Genomic DNA, 24,573 nt, shown 5'->3' on the forward strand with positions numbered 1-24,573 from the left:
CTCATCCGTCAGCCAGTACAGGTCGCTCATCCACTCTCTCCTCACGGAGCCTGAATCAGATCGCGCCTCCCACATCAATGGGTCCTGACCCTAGGGACGATCAAGCAGTAAGCGAGGCCTGCCGCCGGCCCGTGCTCTACTGCGCTGGCGTGTGCCACGCCGCTCCGCGGAACCCCGTCGCCGGGTTTCCGCCCGTGCGGGTGACGATCAGACTAGGCCACAAAGGGCCGCCCTCGCGGGCAGGCGTTGCTCATGCGGGGAACCGCTCCAATGCTTGAGCGCGGTTCTCCCGCCGCCGTCCTGATCGGCCGTTGGGGCATGGCGCTGTCCCTTGTCGTCGGCGCCGTCCTGGCCGGTCGCCTCATCCGTGCTTTCCCCTACCTGCTCCCCAACCGCCTTCCCGGCCTGGTCCTCTACGAGCTGGGGCCAGCGCTGATCCTCGGGGTGGCGATCGGGGCCGCCATCGCCATCACGCACGACTTGCGCCCCGGCATCCGGGCGCGGCTCGCGCTGTTCGCGCTCGCCGCGCTGGTCGCCGGCGCCGTCACGCTGGCCGTCGAGTTTGACGCAGCCTTGCAAGGACGTTGGCTATGAGGAAGCAGCAACGGTTCGTCGCCATCGAAGGGCCGGTCTCGTATATCATCGGTTTTCACGACACGACCGACGTAAGCGTGACCCAACACACGACCCACCGCGCAGACCCCGCCGTGCCCATTTCGCATCCCGGTGATACGATCCACCGGACCGGCCTGACCCGCGCGGAGACGCATACCTTCGTGAATACCTCCCGCGAGTTCGCGATGCTGTTCGAGGTCAACGGCCACACGCTCAAGCTGTGCGCGAGCGACTATATCGCCTTGGCCGTCGGCGACCGCGTTCGTGCCGTATGCGAGCCCATTCCGGACTGCCCCATGCTGGTCCGCGACTGGCATAATCAGACGCGGGGCATCCGCTTGCGCGACCTTCCCACCCCGCTCGCCAGCGTCGCGACGGAGATCTGCTTCAGCCTGATCCTGCTCGTCATCGGCTTGGGAGCGGTCTTCCTGTCGGGCGATGACGGGGACGCGCGCACCTTCACGCTGATCGGATGCGGCCTCGTCGCCTTTGCCGCGCTATGCGCCCTATCGGCCAATCGTGGCGCAGCGCGCACCGCCCGAACCCACGCCGAACTGGATCGCCTTACACGACGATGAGGTGTGCCACGTGGCACACCTATCTGCGCGGTGCGCCGCAACCTACTTCTTGGCAGGCGCCGGAGGCGGCGGCGGCGGTGGTGGGGCGACCGGAGCCCGTGGCGCCGGAACAACGCCCGTTTGAGGCTGCGACACGCCCCCCGGCGGCAACGGCGCGCGTGGCGGCGGCGCTATCCCCCTCGATCCGCCCGATCGGGATGGCGGCGGTGCTGGCGGAGGGGCTGGCTTCTCGCTCATTGATACTGACCACGTTCGCTGTGACAAAAGAGAACAAACATAGAAGAGCGGCGGGAAATGACCATAGCGCGAACCCGTTGAGACGTTCGGACCAAGCCGCTACCGGCGGGATATCGTCGTAGAGGGCAGCTCGCCGCGCATCGACCGCCTTACGCGCCGTCGCGAAGCTCACCGTCAGGGCAAGAAGCCCCAAAACATCGATCGCCCATCCGGCAACCAAGGCATACGGCCACACCGCCTTGGCAAGCGGAACCGCGCTTCCTACAAATGACACAGAAGCGGCAAATAGCGCCGTGTGTGCAAGTGCAACAAAGCTGTCGCGTGCAGCTTCGTTTTGAGCATGGGCGGTATCCAGAGCTTGCAGCTCATGCTTAAAGTCGTCGGGCGTTCGCTGATTCATTATCGAAATAGAACCATAATGGAGGATGTTGGAAATGGCTGATAAGAAAGTGCTCTTCATCGCGTTCGCCATCGAGGATGAACGGCAGCGTGACTTCCTCAAAGGGCAGTCGCTCCATCCGCGGCAGCCATTCGAGTTTATCGATATGTCGGTGAAGGAGCCATACGACAAAGACTGGAAGGATCGTGTCCGCACGCGGATCAAGCGCTCGCATGGTGTGATCGTTCTGGTCAGCAAGAACTCGGCAGCCTCGACGGGCCAGAAGTGGGAAATCCAGTGCGCCCAGGAAGAGGGCAAGCCGATCCAAGGCATCTACGCCTATAAGGATGATCGCGCCTCGATCGCGGGCGTCAGCACCGTTGCCTGGAGCGACGCCAACATCACCAACTTCATCGATTCACTCTGAGCCGGAGGCGACGGTGCGCAAGGCCCTGATCGTCGGTATCGACCATTACGAGAAAATCGGGAACCTCAGCGGGTGCGTGAACGACGCGCACTCGGTGAAGGCCATGCTCGAGCGCCACGCCGACGGCACCGTCAACTTCGCTACACCTAAGCTCCTGACCGGCACCGGTCCCGGCGATCTGGTCGATCGCGAGGAGCTGAAGGCGGCTGTCCGCGAACTCTATGCCGACGACGCGGACATCGCCCTGTTCTACTTCGCCGGGCATGGCTTCATCGAGGACACCGGCGGCTACCTCTGCACCAGCGACAGCCGCAGCGGCGACGATGGCCTGCCGCTTTCAGACATCATGACGCTCGCTGCCAATTCCGGGGCGAAGAACAAGATCATCATCCTCGATAGCTGCCATAGTGGCGCTGCCGGGGAACGTCCCACCCATCCCGCTGCGGAAATCCGCGACGGCATGACCATCCTCACAGCGTCCACCGCCGAGCAATATGCGATGGAGGTCGAAGGGGGCGGTGCCGGCGTGTTCACCAGCCTGTTCGTCGACGCGCTCGGCGGCGCCGCCGCCAACCTGCTGGGCGACGTCACGCCGGGCAGCGTCTATGCTCATATCGACCAGTCGCTTGGGCCGTGGAAGCAGCGCCCGGTGTTCAAGACGAATGTCAAAACCTTCGTGTCGCTGCGCAAGGCGGCACCCCCGATCGCGCTGACCGATCTTCAGGCGCTGGCGAAGCATTTTCCGACCGCCACTTACCAATTCCCTCTCGATCCGGCATTTGAGCCCGAGCGGTCGGAGGAGCAGAAGAACGACCCCTCCATTCCACCGCCGGACCCGGAGAAAACCGCGATATTCGCGGTGCTCCAACGGTATGTGAGGGTCAACCTCGTGCGCCCCGTCGATGCACCGCATATGTGGCACGCAGCGATGGGCAGCAAAGCCTGCGAGCTGACTGTATTGGGCGAGCATTATCGAAGTCTGGTGGAAAGCGGGCTGATCTAACATGGCAAAGCCTCTCGCCGCTGACGCCCGTAAGACCTTGGTCGAACGCCTCGCCGCGATCGAACATGAGCGCTGGTCGCATTGGCAGCGCTACATGCACGGCAAGGCGACCAAACAGGAGGACGGCTCGTTGCTGATCCCCGCCGATCTTGTCGAACGCTGGGAAAAGCAGATTGCGACCGACTATGCCGATCTTCCCGCCGATGAGCAGGAGAGCGACAAGGAGCAGGTGGAGCGATACCTGCCCATCATTGAGGACGCCTTTCGCTCAGGGGAGTAATCAGCGTCCGTTCTTGACAACACCAGGCTCATCGCTCATATCTGTTGACGGACGCGGCTCACGGGCTGCCCCAATTCCGAGGCCCACGCTTAGCGTGGGCTTTCGCGATTCTGGGGACCTGCATGCTGTATTTCGCTTATCTCGACGAGTTTGGCCACATCGGCCCGTATGTCGCGCGCGACGATCCCGCCTACAATGACAGTCCCGTTTTCGGGCTCGGGGGCATGATCCTCCCCTACTCATCCGTGCGGCAATTCTCGACCTGGTTCTACCAGCTCAAATGCAACATGCTGGCTTGGGAGATCGGGCAAAGCGGCCAGCATCCCGCGACATGGGAGAAGAAGGGCTCGGCCCTCTTCACCAGCATGAACGTCGAGAAATACCGGCAGGTTCGCACGGCGGCCAATCGCATCCTCAACAAGATCCGCGCAAGCGGCGGGCATGTCTTCTACGTTGGCCTCGAGAAGAACCGCCCCGTCGCGGAGTTTAAGGCGCAGGCGCTTTACCTCACGGTCCTGGGCGAGGCGATGAAGCGCCTCAACCAATATGCCGATCAGAACGACGCCGATATGGTCATCGTCATGGACGAGCATCAGGATCGCGACGCCATCCTGACTCGCGCGAGCCAAGCCATGTATGGTGGCCCCTCCCCCCGGCGTCGCATCATCGAGCCGCCCTTCCAAGTCGAGAGCGAACGCTACCAGACATGCCAGTGCGCCGACTGGCTATGTGGTCTGGTCGGCCGCGTCGGCGCCTATCAGGCGCGCCCCGACGAATGGGCTGACATGGCTTGGTCGCAGACCTACTTTCAGGACCGGCTCGACGCGGCATCGGTGCGAAGCTCGATCCGCCTGCAAACGGCCGCTACCGAGGTCGAAACGGTGGAAGCCCTACCCGCCGTCGTCGATACAGGTCTCGCACAGCCTGCACCGGGCAACGACGACACGCCGGCCTGACTCCGGCGGGTCAATCCGCCGGCATATCACTCGGCCGGGTCGGACGCATCGTTCCAGCGATGAAGAGGGGTGTGCCACGTGGCACAGCTACGCCAGCAAGGAACTGGTTCCCGAGCTGGGGCCGCGTTCGTCAGCTCGACGATCCAGCCACCCGTGTACGTGGGATCTATACGCCGCTTCGCAAAGCCATTCCCGTAAGGAGGACAAATGCCCGCAGGCCCTGGAACATCTTCCTCACCGCGTGAACTCGTCACCAAGGCGTTTGACTCCGCCTTCGTGATCGCCACCATATTAGCGGCCATCTATTTTGCCGGGTGGACCTACAGACAGGCCTATTTCGGCCGTTTTGCCATCGATCCGACCAATCTTGGCGGTTCGAACATTGCAGTTGCGGTGGAGGGCCTCGGTGCCATTATCACCACAACCGGCGCGTGGCTTACAGCGATCCTGCCGCTGCTGATCGTGACGGCGCTTACTTTGATTGCCGGCAAGCTCTTCGACCGCGCCAGGGCTGCATCGCATAGGCCGCCGTTTTTTGATCCTCTGACATTGTTTATGGCTCGGGTGGGGTGCGGGACCATTGTCATCCTCATTGTGGTCGCCGCTGGCCATGTTGCAGGTACGATCCGAGCGAAAGACCGCATAGGTAACATCACCCGAGGGGAGGTGTGGATTTACCATCTCGAAGGAAAGCAGGTGTCAGGTATCACGCTGGGGCAATCCAACGACATGACATGGGTTCTCACCAAAGAGGGTGTGCGGCCCCTCAAAACGGCAGAGATCCAGCTTATAGATGGCGCTCTATTCAACAGGGTTGCTACAGAACGCTAACGTCTAGGATCAGCGTGAAGCCGGGTGCGACCCTGCAAGCACCGCTCCTTTCGCTCTCTGCGCCGACCAAGCCGCCGTACCGCCGTCTCGGCCCTATTGGGTGACGATCCTCGCGTGAAAGGTGTGCCACGTGGCACACCTGATCGAAGCGCCTAGGGCGCGGCGTAAGCCCGTTCGCGCCGCTGCCCTCCCCCGGAGGCCATCCAGCGCCGGGGAACACCAAGGGCGGCTGCCCTTTCGTTCCCGAACGACAATCGACCGCCCGTGTAATCCGCCAAGCGTGGCACTCGACGCCCTGCAGGGCGTCGGCCACGCTAGGGCGGCTCGCCCGCGCCAGCGGTAGATTCTCGCCCTCCCTCCCCATCCCGTTCCTCGCCGGAAAGGCAGAGCCGGTTGCTGTTGCGACCGGCTTTCAGCCTCAGAGGAAAGGAAGACAATCATGGGACGGATCACCGACAACCGGGCCGACATCTATCAGGAAATCACCGATCAGATGATCGCCATGATCGAGGCGGGCACCCGGCCTTGGTCGAAATCGTGGAACGGCAGCACCGCACCCACCATCCCGCTGCGCTCGACGGGGGTTCCCTATCGCGGCATCAACGTCCTGACCCTTTGGGTTGCCGCCATGACGAAGGGCTATGCTTCCCCGCATTGGCTGACCTTCAAGCAGGCGCTCGCGCTCGGCGGCTGCGTCCGCAAGGGCGAGAAGGGCTCAACCGTCGTCTATGCCAACAAGATCGAGGTGAACGCCGACAGCAAGGCACAGGAGGGCGCAGAGCGAGGCGAGGATGGCAAGCGTCAGGTGGCGTTCCTCAAGCGCTACACCGTCTTCAATGCCGAGCAGATCGACGGCATCGAGGCGAAATATCCTGCCCCCTTGCCCGTCATCACCGCGACCAATCCCGACCAGCGCGACGCCGAACTGGACACGCTCTTTGCCCGCGTGCCCGTCACCCTCAAGCACTTCGGTTCCCAGCCCTATTATCAGCCGAGCGGCGATCATGTCGTCATGCCGCAGTTTGCCGACTTCCACACCAGCGACGACTATTATTCGACCCTAGCGCACGAGCTTTGCCATGCGACGGGGCACGTTGACCGCCTTGCCCGCCCCTCCCTCATTTCCACGAAGCGCGAGGACTATGCTCGCGAGGAACTGGTCGCCGAGCTTGGGGCCGCGTTCGTCAGCGCCACCATCGGCATCAAGCTCCACGATCGCGAGGACCACGCCGCCTATCTGGCGAACTGGCTTCAAGCGCTCCGCAACGACAAGAAGTGCATCTTCACCGCCGCACGGCTCGCGCAGGACGCGTCCGACTGGCTGTTGAGCCGCATGGCGGTCGAGACAGCGCCCGAACTGGAGGCGGCGGCGTGACCGCCGCCGACGATCCCGGCCCCGACGGGGGCCGGGGCGTGGCGGCGCGCATTGTCTTTGACCCGAGCGTCGCCACGGTGAGCGAGGAGGAGTTTAACGAGCTGGTCGCGATCATGCGCGATGGCCCAAATGCGAAGCCGCTGACCCCCGAAGCGCAATGGCGGCGCGACTATCACAAGGCGATGTTCCACCGCCGCCTTGTCGGCGTACAACCCGACCTGTTCGGCGGGAAGCCGGTAACGCATATGTACAAGGCCGCCCCCGGGCCAGTCAGCGACTGGAAACCGGAACCGGTCGAGGAGAAGCTGTCCCGGATCGCGCGCGATCCCCAAGCGACGTTCGGCATCGGCCGACCGGCTCTTTCGCCGGAGGAACTGGCCGTCGTCATCGACGGCGCAGCCAATTGGCTGCGGATCGCGCAGCGGGTCCGGATTGCGGGCGCTTTCGCATCCTATGACGGGCGCGCGGAACGCCGCATCGGTCGGAAAGGCGTGATCTGGCGCTTGTGCAGCCCGGTGTTTGCAGGCCACACCTATGTTTATCTCGATCCGGCCGGCGCCGAGCGGGTAGAGAAGATCGTGATGGTGGAGCTGCGCGACGTCGAGCCGATCGATGATGCGCTGTTGGTCCCCGTCCCCTTCCACGCTTGAAGGAGCAGAAGCGAATAGTCATGAGCCCACCCCAACGCCGCCCCGCAATCCGGGCTGTCAGCTTCGAGGACGTTGGCGAGGCCATTGCCCGCCTGATCGTCGTCGCCGGGTCCGATACCGGCCAAGCCTCGCGTGCGGCCGACTTCCTGTTGGCATGGTGGGACGGCAGTGCATGGGGCCATTTTCCGGTCCTTCACCTCTGCAATTGCGATCCCGGCATCTCGGAAGACATGCTCATCGTCATGGCGCATCTGGCGGCCGAGCCGTCCGTCTATCCCGATGCTTGGGGCTACCGCGACGCGATGGCGGCGCTGGTCGAGCAGTGGCGGCCCGCATGACCCCGCTGCGCACCGCCATCGACATCATGACGGGCTTGCCCATCGATCGCGATACACGCCGCGCGCGGCTACTCGCCGCGCGCCGCAAGCCGGTCGGAAGCATCCCCCGGCGCGGCATCCTGTCCGGCCATTGGGATCGTGGCAATGTCGTCGGCGCGTTCCGGGGAGGACGCGGCAGCTTTATCGCGGACTAGCTGCGAAATCGCGCGCCGCTTCCCCGCCAAGCGAGCAAGCGGCGCGCTGGTTTGAGGTCAGGCGGTGAGGTGCTGGTAGAGGATCGTGCCGCCGATGAGGATGAGCGTCAGCCCGCCCAGCATCTCTGCATAGCGGCCGATATACCGTCCCGCGTGCTTGCCGAGCATGACGCCGATCGTGGCGACGACCGTGGTGATCCCGCCAATGATGAGGCACGCGGTCAGGATATTGACCTGCATGACCGCGAGACTGACACCCACCGCCGTTGCATCGATGCTGGTGGCGAGCGCGGTAACGACCAGTCGCCACACGCCGGTCTGAGCGCGCTGACCCGCGTCCACGTCGCTTTTCGTCGCTGCATGGATCATATGCCCGCCGACGCCGAAAAGCAGGAAGAAGGCTATCCAATGATCGACTGCCGCGATCCAAGTGCTCAGCGCCAGGCCGATCGCCCAGCCAATCGCCGGCGTGATCGCCTCGAAGAAGCCGAACACGGCGCCGACACGTAAGGCATCGCGCCAACGATTGCGCTGATTGGTCGCACCCTTCCCCACCGCCGCAGCGAAGGCGTCGACCGACAAGCTGGCGCCAAGAGCGCCGAGCGTTAGCAAACCCGTCATTGATATACGTCCAAGGGCCGTCAACCGAACGACGCAATCCACCTCCGGCCACGAGAGAGGTAGCGCATCGTTGGTCTCGCCGGGCAGATCAAAATCTGCTGCCATCGCCACGAACCGGAAGGTTCAAGGATGTTGACGATGGCCCCGCAACAGCGGGTAGCTACTCCCCAAGAGTGAGACGCCCGTATCCCCTGGGGGGCATATGTACAAGCCGAATCCGATCAACCCTGTCCGATTAGGCGATCACCAGTATTTGGATATCGCCCGGAACTGCTCCACCGCCACCTTTGTCCCCTCGCCCTCTTCGGCGTGAACCAAGCAGTGATCGATATGATCGTTGATGAGCGCGCGCTTGGCGCTGGCGATCGCGTTCTCCACCGCCTGAAGCTGCTGCGCGATATCGACGCACGGCCGTTGCTCTTCGATCATCCCGACGATGCTTTTCAGGTGCCCGGTCGCACGGTTGAGCCGCTTGATGATCGCGGGATGATTGGAATGATCGTAATGGGCCATGTCACCCTATAAGACAAACGGACGAACTTTGTCGAGCAACCCCCCGGGGGGATAGACTCTATCCCCATGGGGGGATATGGACCTGCCCGAACTTCACGTCCGATCGGTCGCGACCGCCGGGCTTGCCGGGACGCACCATGACCTCTTTCGCCGAACTCGTTCAACAGGGCAGCTCCAATCTCTGGCTGTTCATCCCGACCGCGCTGCTGCTCGGTGCGCTGCACGGGCTGGAGCCCGGCCATTCCAAGACCATGATGGCTGCGTTTATTATCGCAGTGCGTGGCACTGTTGGCCAAGCCGTCCTGCTCGGCCTGTGCGCGGCGCTTTCGCACACCGCGATCGTGTGGGGCATCGCGCTTGGCGGGCAATATCTCGGGCGCGGCATCAACACCGAAACGACCGAGCCTTACCTCCTGCTCGGCTCGGCCGTCATCGTTCTTGGCATCGGTCTATGGATGATTTGGCGCACGCGTGCCGATCAGAAGGCCGAAGCCGCGCACGATCACCACCACCATCACGGCGAGGACGAGATCCGCACGATCGACACCGGCCACGGCATGATGCGTCTGGAGATTTTCGAGGATGGCGTGCCGCCGCGCTGGCGGGCGAGCTTTGCCAAGGGTGGCTGGAAAGCGGCGGATGTTATCCTCACAACGGATCGCGGCGAAGGCCGTTCGCAGACATTCCGCTTCGTCGATCGGGGCGATTACATCGAAAGCGTCGAGGAGATCCCGGAACCGCACGCCTTCAACGCGCGCGTCTCGCTGGGCCACGGCGGCCACAGCCATGACTACGACCTCACATTCGCCGAACACGGGCACGATCACGGCCACGGGCATGATGGACTGAAGGTCACGGGCGACGATGCCTACATGAACGCGCATGAGCGCGCCCACGCCGCCGATATCAGCCGCCGGTTCGCCGATCGTCAGGTAACGACCGGCCAGATCGCGCTGTTCGGCCTGACGGGCGGGCTGATCCCCTGCCCCGCAGCCGTCACCGTCCTCCTGCTCTGCCTCCAGCTCAAGCGTCTCGCGCTCGGTGTCGTGCTGGTGAGCGCGTTCAGCGTCGGCCTTGCCGTGACGATGGTCAGCGCCGGCGTCATCGCATCGCTCAGCGTCACGCACATCCGCAAGCGCTGGTCAGGGTTCGGCGACTTCGCGCGCAAGGCGCCTTATGCGTCGGCGGGCCTGATGCTCGTGATCGCGGGCTACATGGCCTATTCCGGCTTGCAAGGCCTCAGTCGGATCGGCGCGATCTGATGCGATCGCCTTGCGTCGATCTATGTGGTTTCGATGCCCGCACCGGATGGTGCCGGGGGTGTGGCCGCACGCGCGACGAGGTCCGGCGTTGGCGTAACCTGCGACCTGGTGATGCACGCCGCGTCATGAGCGACCTGCCACACCGCTTGGCAAAGCTGACCGACCGTTCCGCAAAGGGGGGCACGTCCTGATGTCGTGTCTCGCCGCCAAGGCGCTGGTATAATGTCGAGCAGGCTGAAATAGCGTGAACGCTCGAATTGACCGGCAAGTGATTTCCTTGCCCCGTTTTTTGCGTCGGCTTACGCTGCAAATGATGGCGGTGCAGCGTTCCTCTGTTGCGATCCTAGGAGTCGTGTTGGCGCTGGCCGCTGTCCTCGGGCTTGTCGCAGTATCGGGATGGCATAGCGCCATGGTTCACGATCACGGCCCGGTTCAAGTCGCCATGGTCGATACCCATTCTGATGACGATCACGACCATGCGGTTATGATCGATCATGACGATCAGGCTCCGGCAAAGCAGGCCGACGGCGACGGGCCAGCTCACCTTCTTGCCCACGCCGCAGGCCACTGGGTTGCTTTCGATGGCGCGAGGGCTGCGCCGGTTGCGGCCATCGTCGCCGCTCGCGTGTGGTCGATATTAACTCCATCGCTCCCCAGCGGGATCGACCCATCTAAGCTTCTGCGTCCGCCTCGCGGTTGAGTCTCGCCGACGCCGCGCGCGTCGACTGACTACCCTAGAGGATCATGCACTATGAACGGCAGTTTTCGCCGGTCGCGCACCGTTGCGCTGACCGGCGCCTTTGCGGCGCTATCGCCCGTAGGTGCGGCGTGGTCGCAGACCGCACCCCCCTTTGCACAGCTTCTAAATCAGACGCGTGATGTGCCGCGCGTCCTGGCGCTAGAAGCAGACGTCGCCCGAGCACGCGGCTTGGCATTACAAGCGCGCGCCCGACCGAACCCCTCGATCAATGTCTATGCAGAGAATTTCGTGGGCGACCACGATCGCAATGCGCGCAATCAACAACAGACGACTTTCCAGGTCGATCAGCCTGTCGAACTGGGCGGCAAGCGATCCGCTCGGATCGCCGCCGGTGAAGCCGGGATCGTTGCGGCAAAGGCGCGCGATCGTGACGGCCGTCTCGTCTTTGCGACTGAGCTGGCGCGCGCTTATGCTGGTGCCGAAATCGCCGATCGTCGCATCACCATCGCCGAAGAAGAGGTTAAACAGGCGACCGATGTCTTGAGGGTTGCCCGCGCTTTGGTCGGCGCCGGCAAGGAAGCCCGTCTCCGGCAAGTGCAGGCCGAAACCGAACTGAACACGCTTCAGGCCGACCTCGAAAACGCGCGCGCTTTCAAGACGGTCGCGCTGGCACGTCTTTCGGCGCTCGCCGGTATGACCACCCCCTTCACCGGTCTTTCGGAGTCACTCCTCGATCGGCTCGATGCCAAGCCGGCTTTCGGTCCCATTGACGCGATGCAGGCGACGACGGTGCGGGTCGCGGAAGCCGAACAAGACGCCGCTGCGCGGGCGGTGACGGTGCAACAGCGCCTCGCCATTCCGAACGTCACTGCGCAGCTTGGAGTGCGTCAACTCCGCGTCGCGAGCGGCCCTGCCCTAGTCGCCGGCATATCGGTCCCGCTCCCCTTCTTCGATCGCAACCAGGGCAACATCGCGGCGGCACGCGCTGAGCTGCAAGGAGCAGAAGCGCGCGCCGCCGCGGCCCGGCTCGAAGCCGAGGCCGGGACACGCGCTGGTCTAGCGCTGGTCGAGGCAGCCGACGCTCGTGCCGCTGCCGCGCAGCGGACTTTGACAACCGCCGAAGAAGGCTACCGCCTCGCCCGCATCGCTTACGAGGCAGGTAAAAGCCCGCTGATCGAACTGCTCGCCGCACGTCAAAATCTCGGAGTCGCCCGCGGCCTCATCCTCGATGCCGCCGCAGCGCGCCTCGACGCCCGCGCCAATCTCGCCCGTCTGCAGGGCCTCACCATCACCGGAGAAGCGGTGCAATGACCGATAAAACTCGCCTCTACACCGGCGCCGCCATTGGCCTGGTCGCTGCCGCCGCGCTTGGATTCGGCGCTGCGCGCCTCACCCAATCGCCCGCCCCTGCCCCTGCTCCTACGGAGGCCGCAGCGCCAGCCAAGCCGTCGAACACGGTCGCGATGACGCAGCAGGCACTTTCGGCATCGCAGATCACTGTAGCCCCGGCGGCCTCCGGCGAGCTGGACGCCGCGATCCTTGCCTCCGCTACGGTCGAGGCGACGCCCGACGCCGAGGCGGTGCTGACCGCGCGCGCACCGGGCACGGTCAGCCGTATCATGGTCCGCATCGGCGATCTTGTGCGAGCCGGCCAGACGCTCGCTCTGGTCGAGAGCCGCGATGCTTCGCAGATCGCAGCCGATCGCTCGGCCGCGTCCGCGCGCGTCACTCTCGCCGCTCGCCAGCTCGAACGCGAACGCGGTTTGCTTGCCCAGGGCGTCACCCCCCGCGCTGACTATGAAGCCGCACAAGCCAATCTGGCGGTCGCCCAGGCCGATGCCCGGCGCGCTAGCGCCGCCGCAGGCGCTGCCCGCGTATCAGGTGACGGCCGATCGGTTGCGGTCGTCAGCCCCGTCTCGGGGCGCGTCACCAATGCTGGTGCCAATCTCGGCCAGTTCGTCGCGGCTGAAACCGAGCTGTTCCGCGTCGCCGACCCGCGCCGGCTTCAGATCACGGCTAGCGTTCCCCCCGCCGATGCAGGCCGGGTCCGAGAAGGTGACAGGGTGGAGTTGACCACCACCGATGGCCGCAAGATCGAGGGCCGCGTACGTTCGTCGACCGGCGTCGTCGATCCGCAATCGCGGACCGCGACCGTCGTCATCACGCCGACCTCTGGCGGCAGCACACTCGCCCCGGGCCAGCTTGTGCAGGCTCGTATCCTCGCCAGCGGCGGGGCCGCCAAGAGTGGCGTGATGGTGCCGCAAGACGCGGTGCAGACGCTTGGCAGCGATACCGTAGTGTTCGTCCGCACCGGCCAAGGCTTCCGCGCACAGCCGGTTCAGGTCGGCAGCCGATCAGGCGGGATGGTGGCGATCACCGGCGGCCTCGCCGCCGGCACGCAGATCGCCACCACCAACGCTTTTCTCCTCAAAGCGGAGATCGAGAAGGAGTCGGCGGAATGATCGGCCGCATCCTCTCCCTTTCGGTCCGGATGCGATGGCTTGTCGCCGTCCTGACCCTCGTCGTCATTGGCTTTGGTTTATGGCAGATCACCAAGCTGCCGATTGACGCTGTGCCCGACGTCACCAACCGACAGGTCCAGATCAGCACATTCGCCCCGACGCTTGGGCCGGTCGACATCGAAAAGCAGGTGACGTTCCCGGTGGAAACGGCGCTGGCCGGAATCCCAGGGCTTGAGATGACCCGCTCCATCTCGCGCAACGGCTTCAGCCAGGTAACGGCGGTCTTCACCGACCGCACCGACATTTACTTCGCGCGCCAGCAGGTGACGGAACGGCTCGCACAATCGCGCGACAGCCTGCCTTCCAACGCGCAGCCGATCCTAGCACCGCTCAGCACCGGGCTCGGCGAGATTTTCTTCTATTCGGTCGCCTTCCGTCACCCCGACGGCAAGGGCTTGAAGACGGTCGATGGGAAGCCGGGCTGGCAGTCGGACGGCAGCTATCTCACGCCCGAGGGCGAACGCCTGACCACCGAGCTGGCGAAGGCGGCATATCTCCGCACGGTGCAGGATTGGATCATCCGCCCACAGATGCGCGCCGTGCGCGGCGTCGCCGGGGTTGATTCCAACGGCGGCTATGTGAAGCAATATCTGATCGAGCCAAACCTGAACGCGCTCGTTAGCTATGGGCTGTCGGTGACGGAGTTGGCGGACGCGATGGAGCGGGCCAATCTCTCTGCCGGCTCCAATTACGTCCGCCGTGCCGGCGAGAGCTTCCTTGTCCGCGCCGATGCTCGCCTCAAATCGATCGATGACATTCAGGAAGCCGTCGTGGCAACCCGGAACGGCGTTCCCATCCGCGTCAAGGACGTGGGCCAGGTCGTGATCGGCGGTGCGGTCCGCACCGGATCCGGCAGTCGCATGGGATCGGAAGCGGTCATCTCGACCGTGCTGATGCTGGTGGGCGACAACAGCCGCATCGTCGCGACCGATGCCGCCGAGAAGCTGACGCAGATCAACAAGGCGCTGCCGCCCGACGTGTTCGCCGAGCCGGTCTACAACCGGTCCAAGCTGGTCAACGCGACGATCGCGACGGTCGAAAAGAACCTCACAGAAGGCGCGCTGCTCGTCATCGTCGTGCTGTTCCTGCTGCTCGGCAACATCCGCGCCGCGCTCATCACCGCTGCGGTCATCCCGATCACTATGCTGATGACGGCCGCCGGCATGAACGGGCTGGGCGTATCGGGCAACCTGATGAGCCTTGGAGCGCTCGACTTCGGGCTGATCGTCGACGGCGCCGTCATCATCGTCGAGAATGCGCTTCGCCGCCTCGCCGAGCGCCAGGAGCATGAAGGCCGGCTTCTCACCCGCGACGAGCGGATGGAGGAAACGACACTCGCGGCCAAGGAGATGGTGCGGCCGACCGTTTATGGTCAGCTCATCATCTTCCTCGTCTTCGTGCCGCTGCTCACCTTCCAGGGCGTTGAGGGCAAGACGTTCGCGCCGATGGCGATCACGTTGATGGTGGCGCTCGCCTCCGCTTTCGTCCTGTCGCTGACCTTCGTTCCCGCGATGATCGCGATCGTCGTCAAGGGCCGGGTCAGCGAGACGGAAGTGAAGCCGATCCGCTGGTTCAAGGAACGCTACGCCCCCGTGCTGGGCAGGGGCGTAGCTCGGCCGATGCCCTTCATTCTGGGCGGTGTCGGCGTGTTCGTCGCGGCAGTGCTGAGCTTTGGCTTGCTCGGCGAGGAGTTCATGCCGCAGCTCGACGAGAAGGACATAACCGTCACCAACTTCCGCGTGCCATCGGCGTCGATCGATCAGTCGACACAGATGCAGCTTCAGATCGAGAATGCATTGAAGACGCTGCCGGAGGTGGCGCTGGTCTTCTCTAAGAACGGCAACGCCGATCTCGGCACCGATCCGATGCCGCCCAATGCGTCGGATACCTATGTGATTCCAAAGCCAGAGGACGAGTGGCCGGCGGAGGTTAAGAGCAAGGAGGACATCCTTCGCCGCATCGAGGAGCGGATGAAACCGCTGATCGGCAACCGAACAGAGATTCAGCAACCGATCCAGATGCGCTTCAACGAGCTGATCGCCGGCGTTCGCGCCGACGTCGCGATCAAACTCTACGGCGATGACCTCGACGCGATGAGCGAACAGGCGCGGCGCATCGCTTCCGTCATGCGCACCATCCCGGGCGCTGGTGACGTGAGTGCCGAACAGACGTCCGGCGCGCCGACCTTCGACGTGCAGATCGATCGGCAAGCGGCGGGCCGTTATGGCCTGTCGGTTGAGGAGGTGGCGAACACGGTCTCGGCTGCGCTTGGCGGGCGCGAGGCCGGGTTGTTGTTCGAGGGAGACCGGCGGTTCGACGTCGTGGTCCGCCTCCCCGATGCGCAACGGGATGACCTTGAGACACTGGGGTCGATCCCGGTGATGCTGCCCACTGCCGAGGGTCAGGTGGCGCGCTCGATCCCGCTCAGCCAGGTCGCCCGGTTCAACTACACGCAGGGGTTGAACCAGGTTAGTCGCGAGAATGGCAAGCGGATGGTGGTCGTGCAGATCAACGTCCGCGGGCGCGATCTTGGCGGGTTCGTCGACGAAGCACAGGCGAGGATCGGCCAGATGCAGCTTCCCGCCGGCATGTATACTGAGTGGGGCGGCACCTTCGAGAGCCTGCAATCGGCTCGGTTGCGCCTGCTGATCGTCGTGCCGATCTGCTTTATCGCGATCTATGCCCTGCTCTACATGGCGCTCGGCAGCTTCGTGTCGGCGGCGATCGTGTTCTCGGCGGTGCCGATGGCGCTCGCAGGGGGCGTGTTTGCGCTGCTGCTGCGCGGTATCCCCTTCTCGATCACCGCAGCGGTCGGGTTCATAGCCCTATCGGGCGTTGCCGTCCTCAACGGCCTCGTGATGATGAGTGCGATCGGAAAGTATCGCGAAGACGGTGCGGCCGACGACGATGCGATCGTGGGCGGCGCAATGGAGCGCGTCCGTCCGGTGCTGATGACCGCGCTGGTCGCGTCTCTTGGCTTCGTGCCGATGGCGCTTGCGACCGGCACAGGAGCAGAAGTGCAACGCCCACTCGCAACGGTCGTCATCGGGGGGCTTATAACATCGACAATCCTGACCCTTCTTGTCCTGCCAGCCATCACAGCGTTGTCCATGCGATTGAGAGGCTCAAAGGCACAAGGTTCGACTGTCGGCACCACAAAGGCCCAGATTTGAGTCTACATGCGCACGTTCTGGTATCGTTGACCGGCATCAAGTTCAGTGTCGGTTCAAGTAGAAGCCCTAATATCAAATACGCCGTCGTTCGATCCTATCGTCCGATGGTAGGAGAGTAGACATGCGTAAGACATTTTGGATTGCAGCGGGGCTGCTGGCTTCGTTGGTCCCTGGTACTGCGATGGCGCAGCACCATGGTGGCCGTCATTCCACAGGTCATGGTAGCTACGGCGGACATGGACGTGTGGTCGTGTCAAATCACGGCTATGGCTATGCGCAGCCCTATTATGGTGGCGGCTATTATGCCGACTCTCCGCGATACCAGTCTCGCCACTACGTGCGCGATCGGCACTATGATCGTCATTCCCGTCCGAGGCATTACCGCCGCCATCATTGACGGCGGTAAGGCTTCGGGCCGCTACTTGCGGGTTTCGCGCCGGGCAAGCCACGCCCGCATCTCGGCGATCTCGCGCCGCTGCGTCGCCACTACTTCGGCTGCAAGCCGGCGAACAGCGGGATCGCGCCCGTACCTCAATTCTATCTCGGCCATCGCGATCGCGCCTTCATGATGGGGGATCATCGCGCGCATGAAGTCGGCGTCGGCATCACCAGTGAAGGCCACGTCCATAGCGCCATGCATCTTGGCGTTCGCGGCCCGGTAGGCTCTGGTTGCGGGCGTGTCGGCCCGCTTTCCCGCATCAGCTCCCCGGGTCACGCTCGTACCGTGTTGAGCGTGCTGTGCGCTCGCAGCAGGTGGCGTCAGTCCAGCGGCCGTTGCGACCATCAGCGCGAGCGTGCCGTTAATTCCGATCATCACGTTCCTTCTCCAGTGTAGCATCATGTCCGCGCTGGCGTCCGGCTCTGGCCGGAGGTTGCCGGCGCGCAGCCGCATCGAGCTCGGCCACGGCCTGGGCCGCGGCCTCGCAGTCGCTGCCGGTTTCCTGGCCCCGCTCGCAGCGGGTGACAACCAGCCTCGCCTCTTCCGCGTGGAAACGGAAATAGCCAGCATCCCGTGGTTTAATCAGTCCGCATCCAGTCAGAGCGATGGTCGCGACAGCGGCAATGAGCGCGCGTTCCTTGAGGTTTGTCATTCTGTTCACCCGCTCGTTGTTCATGGAAATCACAAAGCGATGCCAAAGCGCCGGAGTGCGAGAACCATCGCGATATAGAGCAGGACGGTCAGGCAGCATCCGGCGGCCAAGGCTGGCCAAAAGCCAATTCCGTGACGCAAAAGGACTGGTATCAGTAGGAATAGCGGCAGCGAGGGGAGTACGAACCAGAAGGTCGCCTGCGCATGGGCCGCCATGTTCATCGCATCAGGCCGGTCGTGCCACAGCCATATCATGCCAAGGACCGAGACGACCGGTAGCGACGCAATCAGCGCTCCGAACCCGGGATAGCGCTTCGCCACTTCCGACGCTGCCGCGATTAGTATGCCCGAGACGATGGCCTTGACTGCAAGATAGTACATAGGATGCTTCGCTTACCTTGTGGCGGTGGATCTTGATGATGCGGCCCAGCGCCACTTCCCCCCGTTGCGACGCCATGCGCGAAACCCGATGCGGTAAAGCCTCCCGATCCACTTGATGAGAATGAACGTGGTTCCTCGCGGGACCAGGCCAAGGGCACTGGCGTAGCGCGTGACGAAGACCAGCATCGAAGCTGCCGTAAGCCAAAGTCCGGCGGGAAAAACGGGAGACGAGCCATTGACATTCATCAATGGCGATCCCCGGATCGCCCGAAGGTCGCGACCCGCCAGAGATACCAAATGACGGCCAGCAAGAGCACGGCGTTGCTGACCGGTTCGATGACGCTCGCCACCTGATTATAGCGTTCGCCCAGCTCGTAGCCGGCTAGCACGAGGATCACGGTCCATATTGCCGAGCCGGCAAGCGTGGAAAGCAGGAACGGACCGAGGGGCATTCCGCTGACCCCTGCTGGCACCGAAATCAACGTCCGGACTCCCGGGACCATTCGTCCGAACAGAACCGCCCAACGGCCATAGCGGTCGAACCAGCGATCGACATGATCGATCTCGTCCGCCGTCAACGTCAGCCATCGACCGTGGCGAGAAGCAAAGCGCTTCAACCGATCGATGCCGATCCAGCGCCCGACATAGTACCATAGGATCGCTCCTGCGGCCGATCCGAGGGTGCCAGCGATAACGACCACCCACAGCGAGCCGCGCCCCTGCGCGGCCGTGTAGCCCGCAAGGGGCAGGATCACTTCCGATGGAATCGGCGGAAAGACGTTCTCGGCCAGCATCAGCAGGAAGACGCCAAAGCCGCCGAGTGCCGATAGGATCGATGTTATGATGTCGAACACAAGACAGCCTCGTCAGATGATCCAATAGAAGATGGCGCAGAACACGAGGATGAGGGCGAGGACCGATCCTACGATCGCGTTTTCCAGTCGCGGGCACTCGACGTTCCTGATCCGCGCGGCGACCTGCCAAGCGGGGCGGATCGGACACCGCCACGACCCAGCGACAATTCGATCCAATTCCGCGTCCGACAGCCCGAAGAATGCTTTGGCTTCACGGCGCGATCGACCCGCCAGCCCCATCACACGCAGCACCACATCGTCCCATGCGACATCGATCGCGCTCGGCCGATCGATCATCGGGCCGCGCGCGTCACCGCCTGCCCAAGAGGGAGGCAGCAGGCCGATGATCTGGTGAGGATTGCGCTCCAACAGCGTCGCCCAGCGCAGCAAGCGGTGTTGGCGGTCCCGCGCCGGGATAGTCCGCGCCGGCGCCCAACGTCGGGTGAGGGCTTGCACTGGATGTGTCCATCGGCTCGCCTGAGAGGTCGTCATGGACTTGCCGGAGTACAGGCGTCGCCATTGGTAGCGCGCTTGAGCGGACGAGAACAGCGCAGGGTCAGGAAGGTGGTGCAGCTCAGGATGAAGGCGATATCGTATAGGCCGTAGCCGACGGCCGCCCCGAGCGCGCCAGTCGCCCACAGGCTGGCCGCTGTTGCCGTACCCGAGGCTTTGCTACCCTTCTTCAGGATCGCGCCGCCCCCAATGAAACCGACGCCTGTAATCAGACCTTCGAGCAACCTGGCCTGCGCCGGGGACGTGCGGCCGAGGATCGCGATGCCTACCAGCACGAAGCCGCAACTGGCGATGGCAACCAACGGGAATGTGCGGATGCCTGCGCTACGGGCGTCCTTCTCGCGATCCCAGCCAACCGGAAGGGCAAGCGCGTAGGCGACGGCGAGACTGATGATATGGGTGGTTATCTCCCACCATGAGCTTTGAAACATGCCGGCCTGCCTGTTCTACGCGATCGCTCCAAATCGGAGGTTAAAAACGAATGTTGGGCCGAGCGCCTTGAAGGCGCTCGTGATTAAGGCGAGGATCGTGAACATCTGCGAACCTACCGGTGCAGACATGCGATGATGGCGGCCACGACGGCGGCGGTTTCCGCAACGTCGCGCACCCTGACCGTGTCGAGGCCGATCTCGACGGCGGGATAGTCATTTCCACCGGGGAAGATCGCATCGCCGATGAACAACATGCCGTCGAGCGGCACGCCGCTTTCGGCGCTCAGGCGCTTCAGGCCGTAGCCTTTGTCGACCCCTGCCCTCGTCACGTCGATCGATGTCGTACCGCCAAGATTGATCGAGAGGCCCGGCAGCACTGCGCGCAAGGTCGCCTGCAATGCAGTGCGTTTTTTCCGATCCCGGTCCCATCCCTCCTTTTCCTTCAGCGGCGCCGCCTGCCCCAGCCCCGAAAAGGTAATCTGGCTGCCGCGATCCTCGATCCGCTCGCCCCATATGCGTTCATCGGCGAGGCCGGCATCGGCCAGCGCCCGGTCGAAGGCCGCGCGGATCTTCGCCTTCTCCGCATCGTCGAACAGCTCGGCATAGACCACGCACCAAGCCCCATCGATGAAGCGATAGAGCTTGGTGCCGGTGGTCGGCATCAACCAGAGGCGGTCGAGCGCTGCGTCCGCAGGCAAGCGCGACGCGACCTGCTTTTCGAATTGTGGCCAGTCCCCGCCCGAGATCACCGCCACATCGGTAACGGCGAGCAACCGGGCGATGATCGCGGCCATATCCTCCGATAACGGGCGTTTGCTCTCCGCGAGCGTGCCGTCGAGGTCGAAAGCGACCAGCCACTTCATGCCGCGTTCCCCGCCGGGTCGCGGTAGGCGAGCAGCCGGAGCGCGTTGATGACGACGAGCAGTGTCGATCCCTCATGGACCGCCACCGCTGGCCCGATGCCGAGGCCGAGGATGGTGGCAGGCACGAGGAAGGCGACGACGCCCAGGCTGACGAACACGTTCTGACGGATGATGCCGCGCGTATGACGGCTCAGGCCGACCGCGAACGGCAAGTGCGCCAGGTCGTCGGCCATCAGCGCTACGTCGGCCGTCTCGAGCGCTACGTCCGACCCCGCCGCGCCCATTGCGATGCCGACCGTGGCGCTCGCCATCGCGGGCGCGTCGTTCACGCCGTCGCCGACCATCGCGACCTTGTCCTCGCCGGCAAGCTTCTTGATTGCGGCCACCTTGTCTTCGGGCATGAGGTCGCCCCACGCCTCATCGATTCCGACATCGTTGGCGATCGCTTCGGCGACCTTCTGGTGATCGCCGGAGATCATTATCATCCGCGACACACCCATCTCGTGCAGCCGGCGCAGCGCGGTCTTGGCCGCTTCGCGGGGCGTGTCCATCAGGCCGATCGCGCCTAGGTCGCGGTCTCCCTTGCGGACGACCATCGTCGTGCGGCCGTTCTCGCGCAGCTTCGCGATCGCGTCCTGCGCCCCCTGCCCCAGCGCCGGTATGCCCTCGCCCCCAAACATCTCGGCCTTGCCGATCCACACCGTCTCGCCATCCACGCTCGCGGTGACGCCACGACCGGTCAGGCTCTTGAGGTCGCCAGCGGTGGGCAACGGGCGCCCATTCAGGCGTTCGCGGCCGTCGTTGACGATCGCTTGGGCCAGCGGGTGATCGCTCAGCGCCTCGACAGCGACGGCCAGCGACAGCAGCTCGCCTTCGTCGGTGCCGTCGACGGGCACGACATCGGTGATGCGCGGGCGCCCTTCGGTCAGCGTGCCGGTCTTGTCGAAGGCGATCGCCTTCAACGAGCCGAGGTTTTCGAGCGGCGCACCGCCCTTCACCAGCACACCGCCACGTGCCGCGCGCGCGACGCCGGACAGGACCGCGCTCGGCGTCGCGATCGCGAGCGCGCAAGGGCTCGCTGCGACCAGTACCGCCATCGCGCGATAGAAGCTGTCGCGGAACGGCTCGTCGATGACCACCCAGGCGAACAGCAGCAGCACCGACAGGATCAGGACGGCGGGCACGAAGATGCGCTCGAACCGATCGGTGAAGCGCTGCGTCGGCGACTTCTGCGTCTCCGCCTCGCTCACCATCTTCACCACCTTGGCGAGCGCGGACTCGTTGGATCGGCGCGTCACCTCGATCTCGATCGCGCCGCCGCCATTGATCGTGCCGGCAAAGACGCGGCTCTCCGCCTCGACCGCATCGGGCTTGGCGCGGGCGGCTGCCGCGTCCGCGACCGGCACCTTGTCGACCGGGATGCTCTCGCCGGTCACCGGGGCTTGGTTGATCGCGCTCGTGCCCGTGATGACGAAACCATCGGCGGGAAGGCGTTCGTTTGGTCGGACGATAGCAATATCCCCGACAACCATCTCCTCGACCGGGATTTCGCTGGTCTGCCCGTCACGTCGCACGGTCGCGGTTTCGGGCGCGAGCTTCGCCAGCGCCTCGATCGCCTTCTTGGCGCGTCCCATCGCGTAATGCTCAAGCGCATGGCCAAGGCTGAACAGGAACAGCAGCAGCGCGCCTTCGGCCCATGCGCCCAGCGCAGCGGCGCCGGCGGCAGCAACCAACATCAGCGTGTCGATCTCGAACTTCTTCAGCCGAAGATTGTCGATTGCCTCGCGCAGCGTGAAGAACCCGCCGAAGAAATAGGCTGCGATGTAGCAGGCGGTCGGCAGCCAGTCCGGTGCACCGGTGGCCAGCTTCTCGATCGCGTAGCCAATTCCCAGCAGCGCGCCGCAAGCGAGCGCAAAGATCAACTCGGTGTTGGGACCAAGAAAATCGGCATGGCTATGGTCGTGACCGTCGCCAGGACCGTGTTTCTCCTCGCCCGCCCCGTGCCCACCGGGACCATGGTCATGGCCGGCATGGTCGTCGGCGGCGACCCGCTTGCCCACCCGGACCTTCAACTTGCGAAGCGCCGAACGCACCTCCTCTTCGGTGGTCTCGCGGCGGTCATATTCAACCCGGACAGACCCACTGGTACTGGCACTCGCCTGCACCACGCCCGGCAGCGCGCATAGCGCGTCACTGACGGTGCGCGCCCGACGCTCGTGGCTGATCCCCGTCACCTGCCAGATCGCATGGCCGTAGCGTTCGGTGATTTCGGCGCCCGCGGCGCGCACCATCTCGCGCAAGCGCGGCAGCGGCAGCTTGGCAGCGTCGAAATGGATGCACAGGGCCGCCGGCGTGTCGCCGTCGAGGCAGATCACATGCGCCCGCTCGACGCCTTCGCGCTTTGACAGGGTTGATACGAGACGGTCCAGGCAAGCGTCGGCCGCGTCAGGAAGGTCCGGCAACAATACTGGAATATCGAGTTCGAGCTTGTCGTTCATGACGACCTCCTTTCGCTTTTCTTGGTTTCGGCGCGCGCGTCGCGCAGGATTTCGACACCGCCCTTGATGGCGATGATGGCGGTAGCGAAGCCGACCAGAAGGTCCGGCCAGTTGGTGCCCAGCCACAGCACCAGCACGCCCGCGATCAGGATGCCGCCATTGGAAATGAAGTCATTGAAGCTGAAGGTGGTGGCGGCCCGTAGGTTAACGTCCGGATCCTTGAGCCGCTGGAGCAGCCGCAGGCAGAGGTAGTTTACGACGCCGGCGATCGCCGACATGACCATCATGGTCGGTCCGATCGGCTCGCTCCCCTGCACATAGCGTCGCCCGACATCGATCAGGATGCCGCCCGCAAAGATCAGCAGCATTACCCCCGATGCGATCGCGGCGCGCGTCTTCCACGTCTTACCGTGGGTCAGCGCGACGAGGCTGAGAGCGTAAACGGCGGTGTCGGACAGATTGTCGACGCCGTTGGCGATGAGCGCACTTGAATCGGCGAACGCGCCGGATACGAAAAAGCCCGCTGCGATTGCTGCGTTCAGCAGCAGCACGATCCAGAGCGTGCGACGCTCCTGCGTGCCCGCGTTGTCGTTGCTCGCATTCATCCCATGATCTCCTCGAGCGTCAGGAGGGCGAGGAACCCTACGAAGAACATCGAGCTGATGAGCGGGGTGTCAGGCTTCTCGTGCGCCTCAACCAGCAGCTCTTCCGTGACGAGGTAGAGCAGCGCCATCAGCCCAAAGCTCAGGAAGCCAGCGACCATTACCGGCGAGAGCGTGGCGACAGGAACGGCAGCGAGCGCGCCGATCGGCAGCAGCAGCGCCAAGGCCGAGACGATCACGATGATGCGCAGGCGCGAGCGATAGGTTTCCGCCAGCTCGTTGGTCAGTGTCAGACCCAGGAAGAGCACTTCGAGTGTCAGCGCGATCGTCAGCAGAAATCCCGCCTTCTCGCCCGCGACGAACGCAAGGCCGAGCACCAGGCCATCGACCAGGATGTCGATGCCGATCGCGGCGAGCAGCGCCATCGGCCCCTTGAAGCGGGCCTCGAAAGCCTTGAGACCCAGCATCGTTACGACGCCCGCCGCCCCGCCGATCAACGTCGCGCTGGGCGAAGCCTCATGCTTGACCTGCGGCAGGATTTCAGTCGCTGCCGCCGCGAACACGACGCCGGCAGCAAGATGCTGTAGCCCCGCCACGAGGCCAGGATTTAACTTTGTGCGGCTCGCGATGATCGCGCCGATTACGACCGCCAGCACAGGCGCAAGCGTGTAAAGCAGTGCCTGCATA

At 64.2% G+C, this 24,573-nt stretch carries 30 protein-coding genes and 1 riboswitch; of the genes, 16 read left to right on the forward strand and 14 right to left on the reverse strand.

Annotation, left to right across the window (positions count from 1 at the left end; translation table 11 throughout):
* Positions 1-270: 270 nt before the first annotated feature.
* Both GGR89_RS19805 and GGR89_RS19810 read left to right on the forward strand, forming a co-directional pair.
* A complete protein-coding gene (locus GGR89_RS19805) occupies positions 271-594 on the forward strand; it encodes a hypothetical protein (protein WP_170172305.1) in 324 nt (107 codons plus the stop codon).
* Entirely contained in the window at positions 591-1,193 is a 603-nt protein-coding gene (locus GGR89_RS19810; RefSeq protein WP_018251247.1) for a hypothetical protein, read from the forward strand. Before GGR89_RS19805 ends, GGR89_RS19810 begins: the two co-directional genes overlap by 4 nt.
* Before the next feature lie 19 nt (positions 1,194-1,212).
* On the opposite strand, the gene GGR89_RS19815 is transcribed toward GGR89_RS19810, so the two are convergent.
* Positions 1,213-1,890, reverse strand: coding sequence for a hypothetical protein (locus GGR89_RS19815; protein WP_125972932.1), 678 nt, complete (start codon positions 1,888-1,890; stop codon positions 1,213-1,215).
* On the opposite strand from GGR89_RS19815, the gene GGR89_RS19820 reads away from it, so the two are divergent.
* The 9 genes from GGR89_RS19820 to GGR89_RS19860 all read left to right on the forward strand — a co-directional run bounded on the left by GGR89_RS19820 (position 1,865) and on the right by GGR89_RS19860 (position 7,863).
* Entirely contained in the window at positions 1,865-2,236 is a 372-nt protein-coding gene (locus GGR89_RS19820; RefSeq protein ID WP_018251246.1) for a TIR domain-containing protein, read from the forward strand. The genes GGR89_RS19815 and GGR89_RS19820 overlap by 26 nt on opposite strands.
* A gap of 13 nt (positions 2,237-2,249) precedes the next feature.
* Positions 2,250-3,239 carry a caspase family protein gene (locus GGR89_RS19825; RefSeq protein WP_018251245.1) on the forward strand — a complete coding sequence of 330 codons (990 nt, stop codon included), beginning with the start codon at positions 2,250-2,252 and terminating at the stop codon, positions 3,237-3,239.
* 37 nt (positions 3,240-3,276) lie between these two features.
* Positions 3,277-3,519 (forward strand): hypothetical protein, encoded by a 243-nt coding sequence (locus tag GGR89_RS19830; protein ID WP_206742422.1) that lies wholly within the window; start codon positions 3,277-3,279, stop codon positions 3,517-3,519.
* 122 nt (positions 3,520-3,641) lie between these two features.
* Complete coding sequence (locus GGR89_RS19835; protein ID WP_018251243.1) at positions 3,642-4,475, forward strand: DUF3800 domain-containing protein; 834 nt, start codon at positions 3,642-3,644, stop codon at positions 4,473-4,475.
* Between the two features lie 207 nt (positions 4,476-4,682).
* Positions 4,683-5,306, forward strand: a complete 624-nt coding sequence (locus GGR89_RS19840) for a hypothetical protein (RefSeq protein WP_056432825.1) — start codon at positions 4,683-4,685, stop codon at positions 5,304-5,306.
* Positions 5,307-5,745: 439 nt separating this feature from the next.
* The gene (locus GGR89_RS19845; RefSeq protein ID WP_042469543.1) at positions 5,746-6,681 is read left to right on the forward strand and encodes an ArdC family protein; all 936 of its coding nucleotides are present in this window, start codon (positions 5,746-5,748) and stop codon (positions 6,679-6,681) included.
* Positions 6,678-7,331 (forward strand): hypothetical protein, encoded by a 654-nt coding sequence (locus tag GGR89_RS19850; RefSeq protein WP_125972930.1) that lies wholly within the window; start codon positions 6,678-6,680, stop codon positions 7,329-7,331. Before GGR89_RS19845 ends, GGR89_RS19850 begins: the two co-directional genes overlap by 4 nt.
* A 20-nt stretch (positions 7,332-7,351) precedes the next feature.
* Positions 7,352-7,669, forward strand: coding sequence for a DUF7673 family protein (locus GGR89_RS19855; RefSeq protein WP_018251239.1), 318 nt, complete (start codon positions 7,352-7,354; stop codon positions 7,667-7,669).
* A complete protein-coding gene (locus GGR89_RS19860; RefSeq protein ID WP_018251238.1) occupies positions 7,666-7,863 on the forward strand; it encodes a hypothetical protein in 198 nt (65 codons plus the stop codon). Before GGR89_RS19855 ends, GGR89_RS19860 begins: the two co-directional genes overlap by 4 nt.
* 57 nt (positions 7,864-7,920) lie before the next feature.
* On the opposite strand, the gene GGR89_RS19865 is transcribed toward GGR89_RS19860, so the two are convergent.
* Together GGR89_RS19865 and GGR89_RS19870 are read right to left on the reverse strand one after the other, a co-directional pair.
* Positions 7,921-8,445, reverse strand: a complete 525-nt coding sequence (locus GGR89_RS19865) for a manganese efflux pump MntP (RefSeq protein WP_241217812.1) — start codon at positions 8,443-8,445, stop codon at positions 7,921-7,923.
* A 43-nt stretch (positions 8,446-8,488) separates the two neighbouring features.
* A riboswitch (yybP-ykoY riboswitch) is annotated at positions 8,489-8,659 on the reverse strand.
* A gap of 68 nt (positions 8,660-8,727) precedes the next feature.
* A complete protein-coding gene (locus GGR89_RS19870; RefSeq protein ID WP_007406864.1) occupies positions 8,728-8,997 on the reverse strand; it encodes a metal-sensing transcriptional repressor in 270 nt (89 codons plus the stop codon).
* A gap of 137 nt (positions 8,998-9,134) precedes the next feature.
* On the opposite strand from GGR89_RS19870, the gene GGR89_RS19875 reads away from it, so the two are divergent.
* A complete protein-coding gene (locus GGR89_RS19875) occupies positions 9,135-10,259 on the forward strand; it encodes a nickel/cobalt efflux transporter (protein ID WP_007406849.1) in 1,125 nt (374 codons plus the stop codon).
* Entirely contained in the window at positions 10,259-10,450 is a 192-nt protein-coding gene (locus GGR89_RS19880; RefSeq protein WP_037569978.1) for a DUF1289 domain-containing protein, read from the forward strand. The genes GGR89_RS19875 and GGR89_RS19880 overlap by 1 nt, the downstream gene beginning before the upstream one ends.
* 152 nt (positions 10,451-10,602) lie before the next feature.
* Here the strand turns inward: GGR89_RS19880 and GGR89_RS19885 are convergent, their stop codons facing one another.
* Complete coding sequence (locus tag GGR89_RS19885; protein WP_043058994.1) at positions 10,603-10,815, reverse strand: hypothetical protein; 213 nt, start codon at positions 10,813-10,815, stop codon at positions 10,603-10,605.
* 195 nt (positions 10,816-11,010) lie between these two features.
* Here GGR89_RS19885 and GGR89_RS19890 point away from each other — a divergent pair, with 195 nt between their 5' ends.
* The 3 genes from GGR89_RS19890 to GGR89_RS19900 are packed head-to-tail and all read left to right on the forward strand — an operon-like array spanning position 11,011 to position 16,654.
* Positions 11,011-12,270: a TolC family protein gene (locus GGR89_RS19890; protein WP_007406848.1), complete on the forward strand. Its 1,260-nt coding sequence runs from the start codon at positions 11,011-11,013 to the stop codon at positions 12,268-12,270.
* On the forward strand, positions 12,267-13,421 hold the full coding sequence (locus GGR89_RS19895; protein WP_007406857.1) for an efflux RND transporter periplasmic adaptor subunit: 1,155 nt from the start codon (positions 12,267-12,269) through the stop codon (positions 13,419-13,421). The genes GGR89_RS19890 and GGR89_RS19895 overlap by 4 nt, the downstream gene beginning before the upstream one ends.
* Positions 13,418-16,654 carry an efflux RND transporter permease subunit gene (locus GGR89_RS19900; RefSeq protein WP_018251231.1) on the forward strand — a complete coding sequence of 1,079 codons (3,237 nt, stop codon included), beginning with the start codon at positions 13,418-13,420 and terminating at the stop codon, positions 16,652-16,654. The genes GGR89_RS19895 and GGR89_RS19900 overlap by 4 nt, the downstream gene beginning before the upstream one ends.
* A gap of 418 nt (positions 16,655-17,072) precedes the next feature.
* On the opposite strand, the gene copM is transcribed toward GGR89_RS19900, so the two are convergent.
* The 10 genes from copM to GGR89_RS19950 form a co-directional block, all read right to left on the reverse strand.
* Entirely contained in the window at positions 17,073-17,468 is a 396-nt protein-coding gene (gene copM / locus GGR89_RS19905) for a CopM family metallochaperone (protein WP_050794225.1), read from the reverse strand.
* Complete coding sequence (locus tag GGR89_RS19910) at positions 17,455-17,769, reverse strand: hypothetical protein (RefSeq protein WP_206379108.1); 315 nt, start codon at positions 17,767-17,769, stop codon at positions 17,455-17,457. Before GGR89_RS19910 ends, copM begins: the two co-directional genes overlap by 14 nt.
* A gap of 5 nt (positions 17,770-17,774) precedes the next feature.
* The gene (locus GGR89_RS19915; protein WP_018251229.1) at positions 17,775-18,125 is read right to left on the reverse strand and encodes a DUF3147 family protein; all 351 of its coding nucleotides are present in this window, start codon (positions 18,123-18,125) and stop codon (positions 17,775-17,777) included.
* A gap of 245 nt (positions 18,126-18,370) precedes the next feature.
* Complete coding sequence (locus GGR89_RS19920; protein ID WP_007406854.1) at positions 18,371-18,979, reverse strand: DedA family protein; 609 nt, start codon at positions 18,977-18,979, stop codon at positions 18,371-18,373.
* A gap of 12 nt (positions 18,980-18,991) precedes the next feature.
* Positions 18,992-19,369 carry a hypothetical protein gene (locus GGR89_RS19925; protein WP_007406863.1) on the reverse strand — a complete coding sequence of 126 codons (378 nt, stop codon included), beginning with the start codon at positions 19,367-19,369 and terminating at the stop codon, positions 18,992-18,994.
* A 98-nt stretch (positions 19,370-19,467) separates the two neighbouring features.
* A complete protein-coding gene (locus GGR89_RS19930) occupies positions 19,468-19,923 on the reverse strand; it encodes an MgtC/SapB family protein (RefSeq protein ID WP_018251228.1) in 456 nt (151 codons plus the stop codon).
* 113 nt (positions 19,924-20,036) lie between these two features.
* A complete protein-coding gene (locus GGR89_RS19935) occupies positions 20,037-20,786 on the reverse strand; it encodes an HAD-IIB family hydrolase (RefSeq protein WP_007406852.1) in 750 nt (249 codons plus the stop codon).
* Positions 20,783-23,284 (reverse strand): heavy metal translocating P-type ATPase, encoded by a 2,502-nt coding sequence (locus GGR89_RS19940; RefSeq protein ID WP_007406838.1) that lies wholly within the window; start codon positions 23,282-23,284, stop codon positions 20,783-20,785. Before GGR89_RS19940 ends, GGR89_RS19935 begins: the two co-directional genes overlap by 4 nt.
* On the reverse strand, positions 23,281-23,889 hold the full coding sequence (locus GGR89_RS19945) for a cation efflux transmembrane domain-containing protein (protein WP_007406859.1): 609 nt from the start codon (positions 23,887-23,889) through the stop codon (positions 23,281-23,283). Before GGR89_RS19945 ends, GGR89_RS19940 begins: the two co-directional genes overlap by 4 nt.
* Positions 23,886-24,572: a ZIP family metal transporter gene (locus GGR89_RS19950; protein WP_007406853.1), complete on the reverse strand. Its 687-nt coding sequence runs from the start codon at positions 24,570-24,572 to the stop codon at positions 23,886-23,888. The genes GGR89_RS19945 and GGR89_RS19950 overlap by 4 nt, the downstream gene beginning before the upstream one ends.
* Position 24,573: the final 1 nt, after the last annotated feature.

Origin of the sequence: Sphingomonas trueperi, assembly GCF_011927635.1 — a bacterium.
Classification (GTDB): domain Bacteria; phylum Pseudomonadota; class Alphaproteobacteria; order Sphingomonadales; family Sphingomonadaceae; genus Sphingomonas; species Sphingomonas trueperi.

Coding starts and splice junctions, on each gene's coding strand:
- GGR89_RS19805 (WP_170172305.1), top strand. CDS start 271: ATGCTTGAGCGCGGTTCTCCCGCCGCCGTCCTGATCGGCCGTTGGGGC.
- GGR89_RS19810 (WP_018251247.1), top strand. CDS start 591: ATGAGGAAGCAGCAACGGTTCGTCGCCATCGAAGGGCCGGTCTCGTAT.
- GGR89_RS19820 (WP_018251246.1), top strand. CDS start 1,865: ATGGCTGATAAGAAAGTGCTCTTCATCGCGTTCGCCATCGAGGATGAA.
- GGR89_RS19815 (WP_125972932.1), bottom strand. CDS start 1,890: ATGAAGAGCACTTTCTTATCAGCCATTTCCAACATCCTCCATTATGGT.
- GGR89_RS19835 (WP_018251243.1), top strand. CDS start 3,642: ATGCTGTATTTCGCTTATCTCGACGAGTTTGGCCACATCGGCCCGTAT.
- GGR89_RS19840 (WP_056432825.1), top strand. CDS start 4,683: ATGCCCGCAGGCCCTGGAACATCTTCCTCACCGCGTGAACTCGTCACC.
- GGR89_RS19845 (WP_042469543.1), top strand. CDS start 5,746: ATGGGACGGATCACCGACAACCGGGCCGACATCTATCAGGAAATCACC.
- GGR89_RS19855 (WP_018251239.1), top strand. CDS start 7,352: ATGAGCCCACCCCAACGCCGCCCCGCAATCCGGGCTGTCAGCTTCGAG.
- GGR89_RS19860 (WP_018251238.1), top strand. CDS start 7,666: ATGACCCCGCTGCGCACCGCCATCGACATCATGACGGGCTTGCCCATC.
- GGR89_RS19870 (WP_007406864.1), bottom strand. CDS start 8,997: ATGGCCCATTACGATCATTCCAATCATCCCGCGATCATCAAGCGGCTC.
- GGR89_RS19875 (WP_007406849.1), top strand. CDS start 9,135: ATGACCTCTTTCGCCGAACTCGTTCAACAGGGCAGCTCCAATCTCTGG.
- GGR89_RS19880 (WP_037569978.1), top strand. CDS start 10,259: ATGCGATCGCCTTGCGTCGATCTATGTGGTTTCGATGCCCGCACCGGA.
- GGR89_RS19890 (WP_007406848.1), top strand. CDS start 11,011: ATGAACGGCAGTTTTCGCCGGTCGCGCACCGTTGCGCTGACCGGCGCC.
- GGR89_RS19895 (WP_007406857.1), top strand. CDS start 12,267: ATGACCGATAAAACTCGCCTCTACACCGGCGCCGCCATTGGCCTGGTC.
- GGR89_RS19900 (WP_018251231.1), top strand. CDS start 13,418: ATGATCGGCCGCATCCTCTCCCTTTCGGTCCGGATGCGATGGCTTGTC.
- copM (WP_050794225.1), bottom strand. CDS start 17,468: ATGATCGGAATTAACGGCACGCTCGCGCTGATGGTCGCAACGGCCGCT.
- GGR89_RS19910 (WP_206379108.1), bottom strand. CDS start 17,769: ATGAACAACGAGCGGGTGAACAGAATGACAAACCTCAAGGAACGCGCG.
- GGR89_RS19915 (WP_018251229.1), bottom strand. CDS start 18,125: ATGTACTATCTTGCAGTCAAGGCCATCGTCTCGGGCATACTAATCGCG.
- GGR89_RS19930 (WP_018251228.1), bottom strand. CDS start 19,923: ATGTTTCAAAGCTCATGGTGGGAGATAACCACCCATATCATCAGTCTC.
- GGR89_RS19935 (WP_007406852.1), bottom strand. CDS start 20,786: ATGAAGTGGCTGGTCGCTTTCGACCTCGACGGCACGCTCGCGGAGAGC.
- GGR89_RS19940 (WP_007406838.1), bottom strand. CDS start 23,284: ATGAACGACAAGCTCGAACTCGATATTCCAGTATTGTTGCCGGACCTT.
- GGR89_RS19945 (WP_007406859.1), bottom strand. CDS start 23,889: ATGAATGCGAGCAACGACAACGCGGGCACGCAGGAGCGTCGCACGCTC.
- GGR89_RS19950 (WP_007406853.1), bottom strand. CDS start 24,572: ATGCAGGCACTGCTTTACACGCTTGCGCCTGTGCTGGCGGTCGTAATC.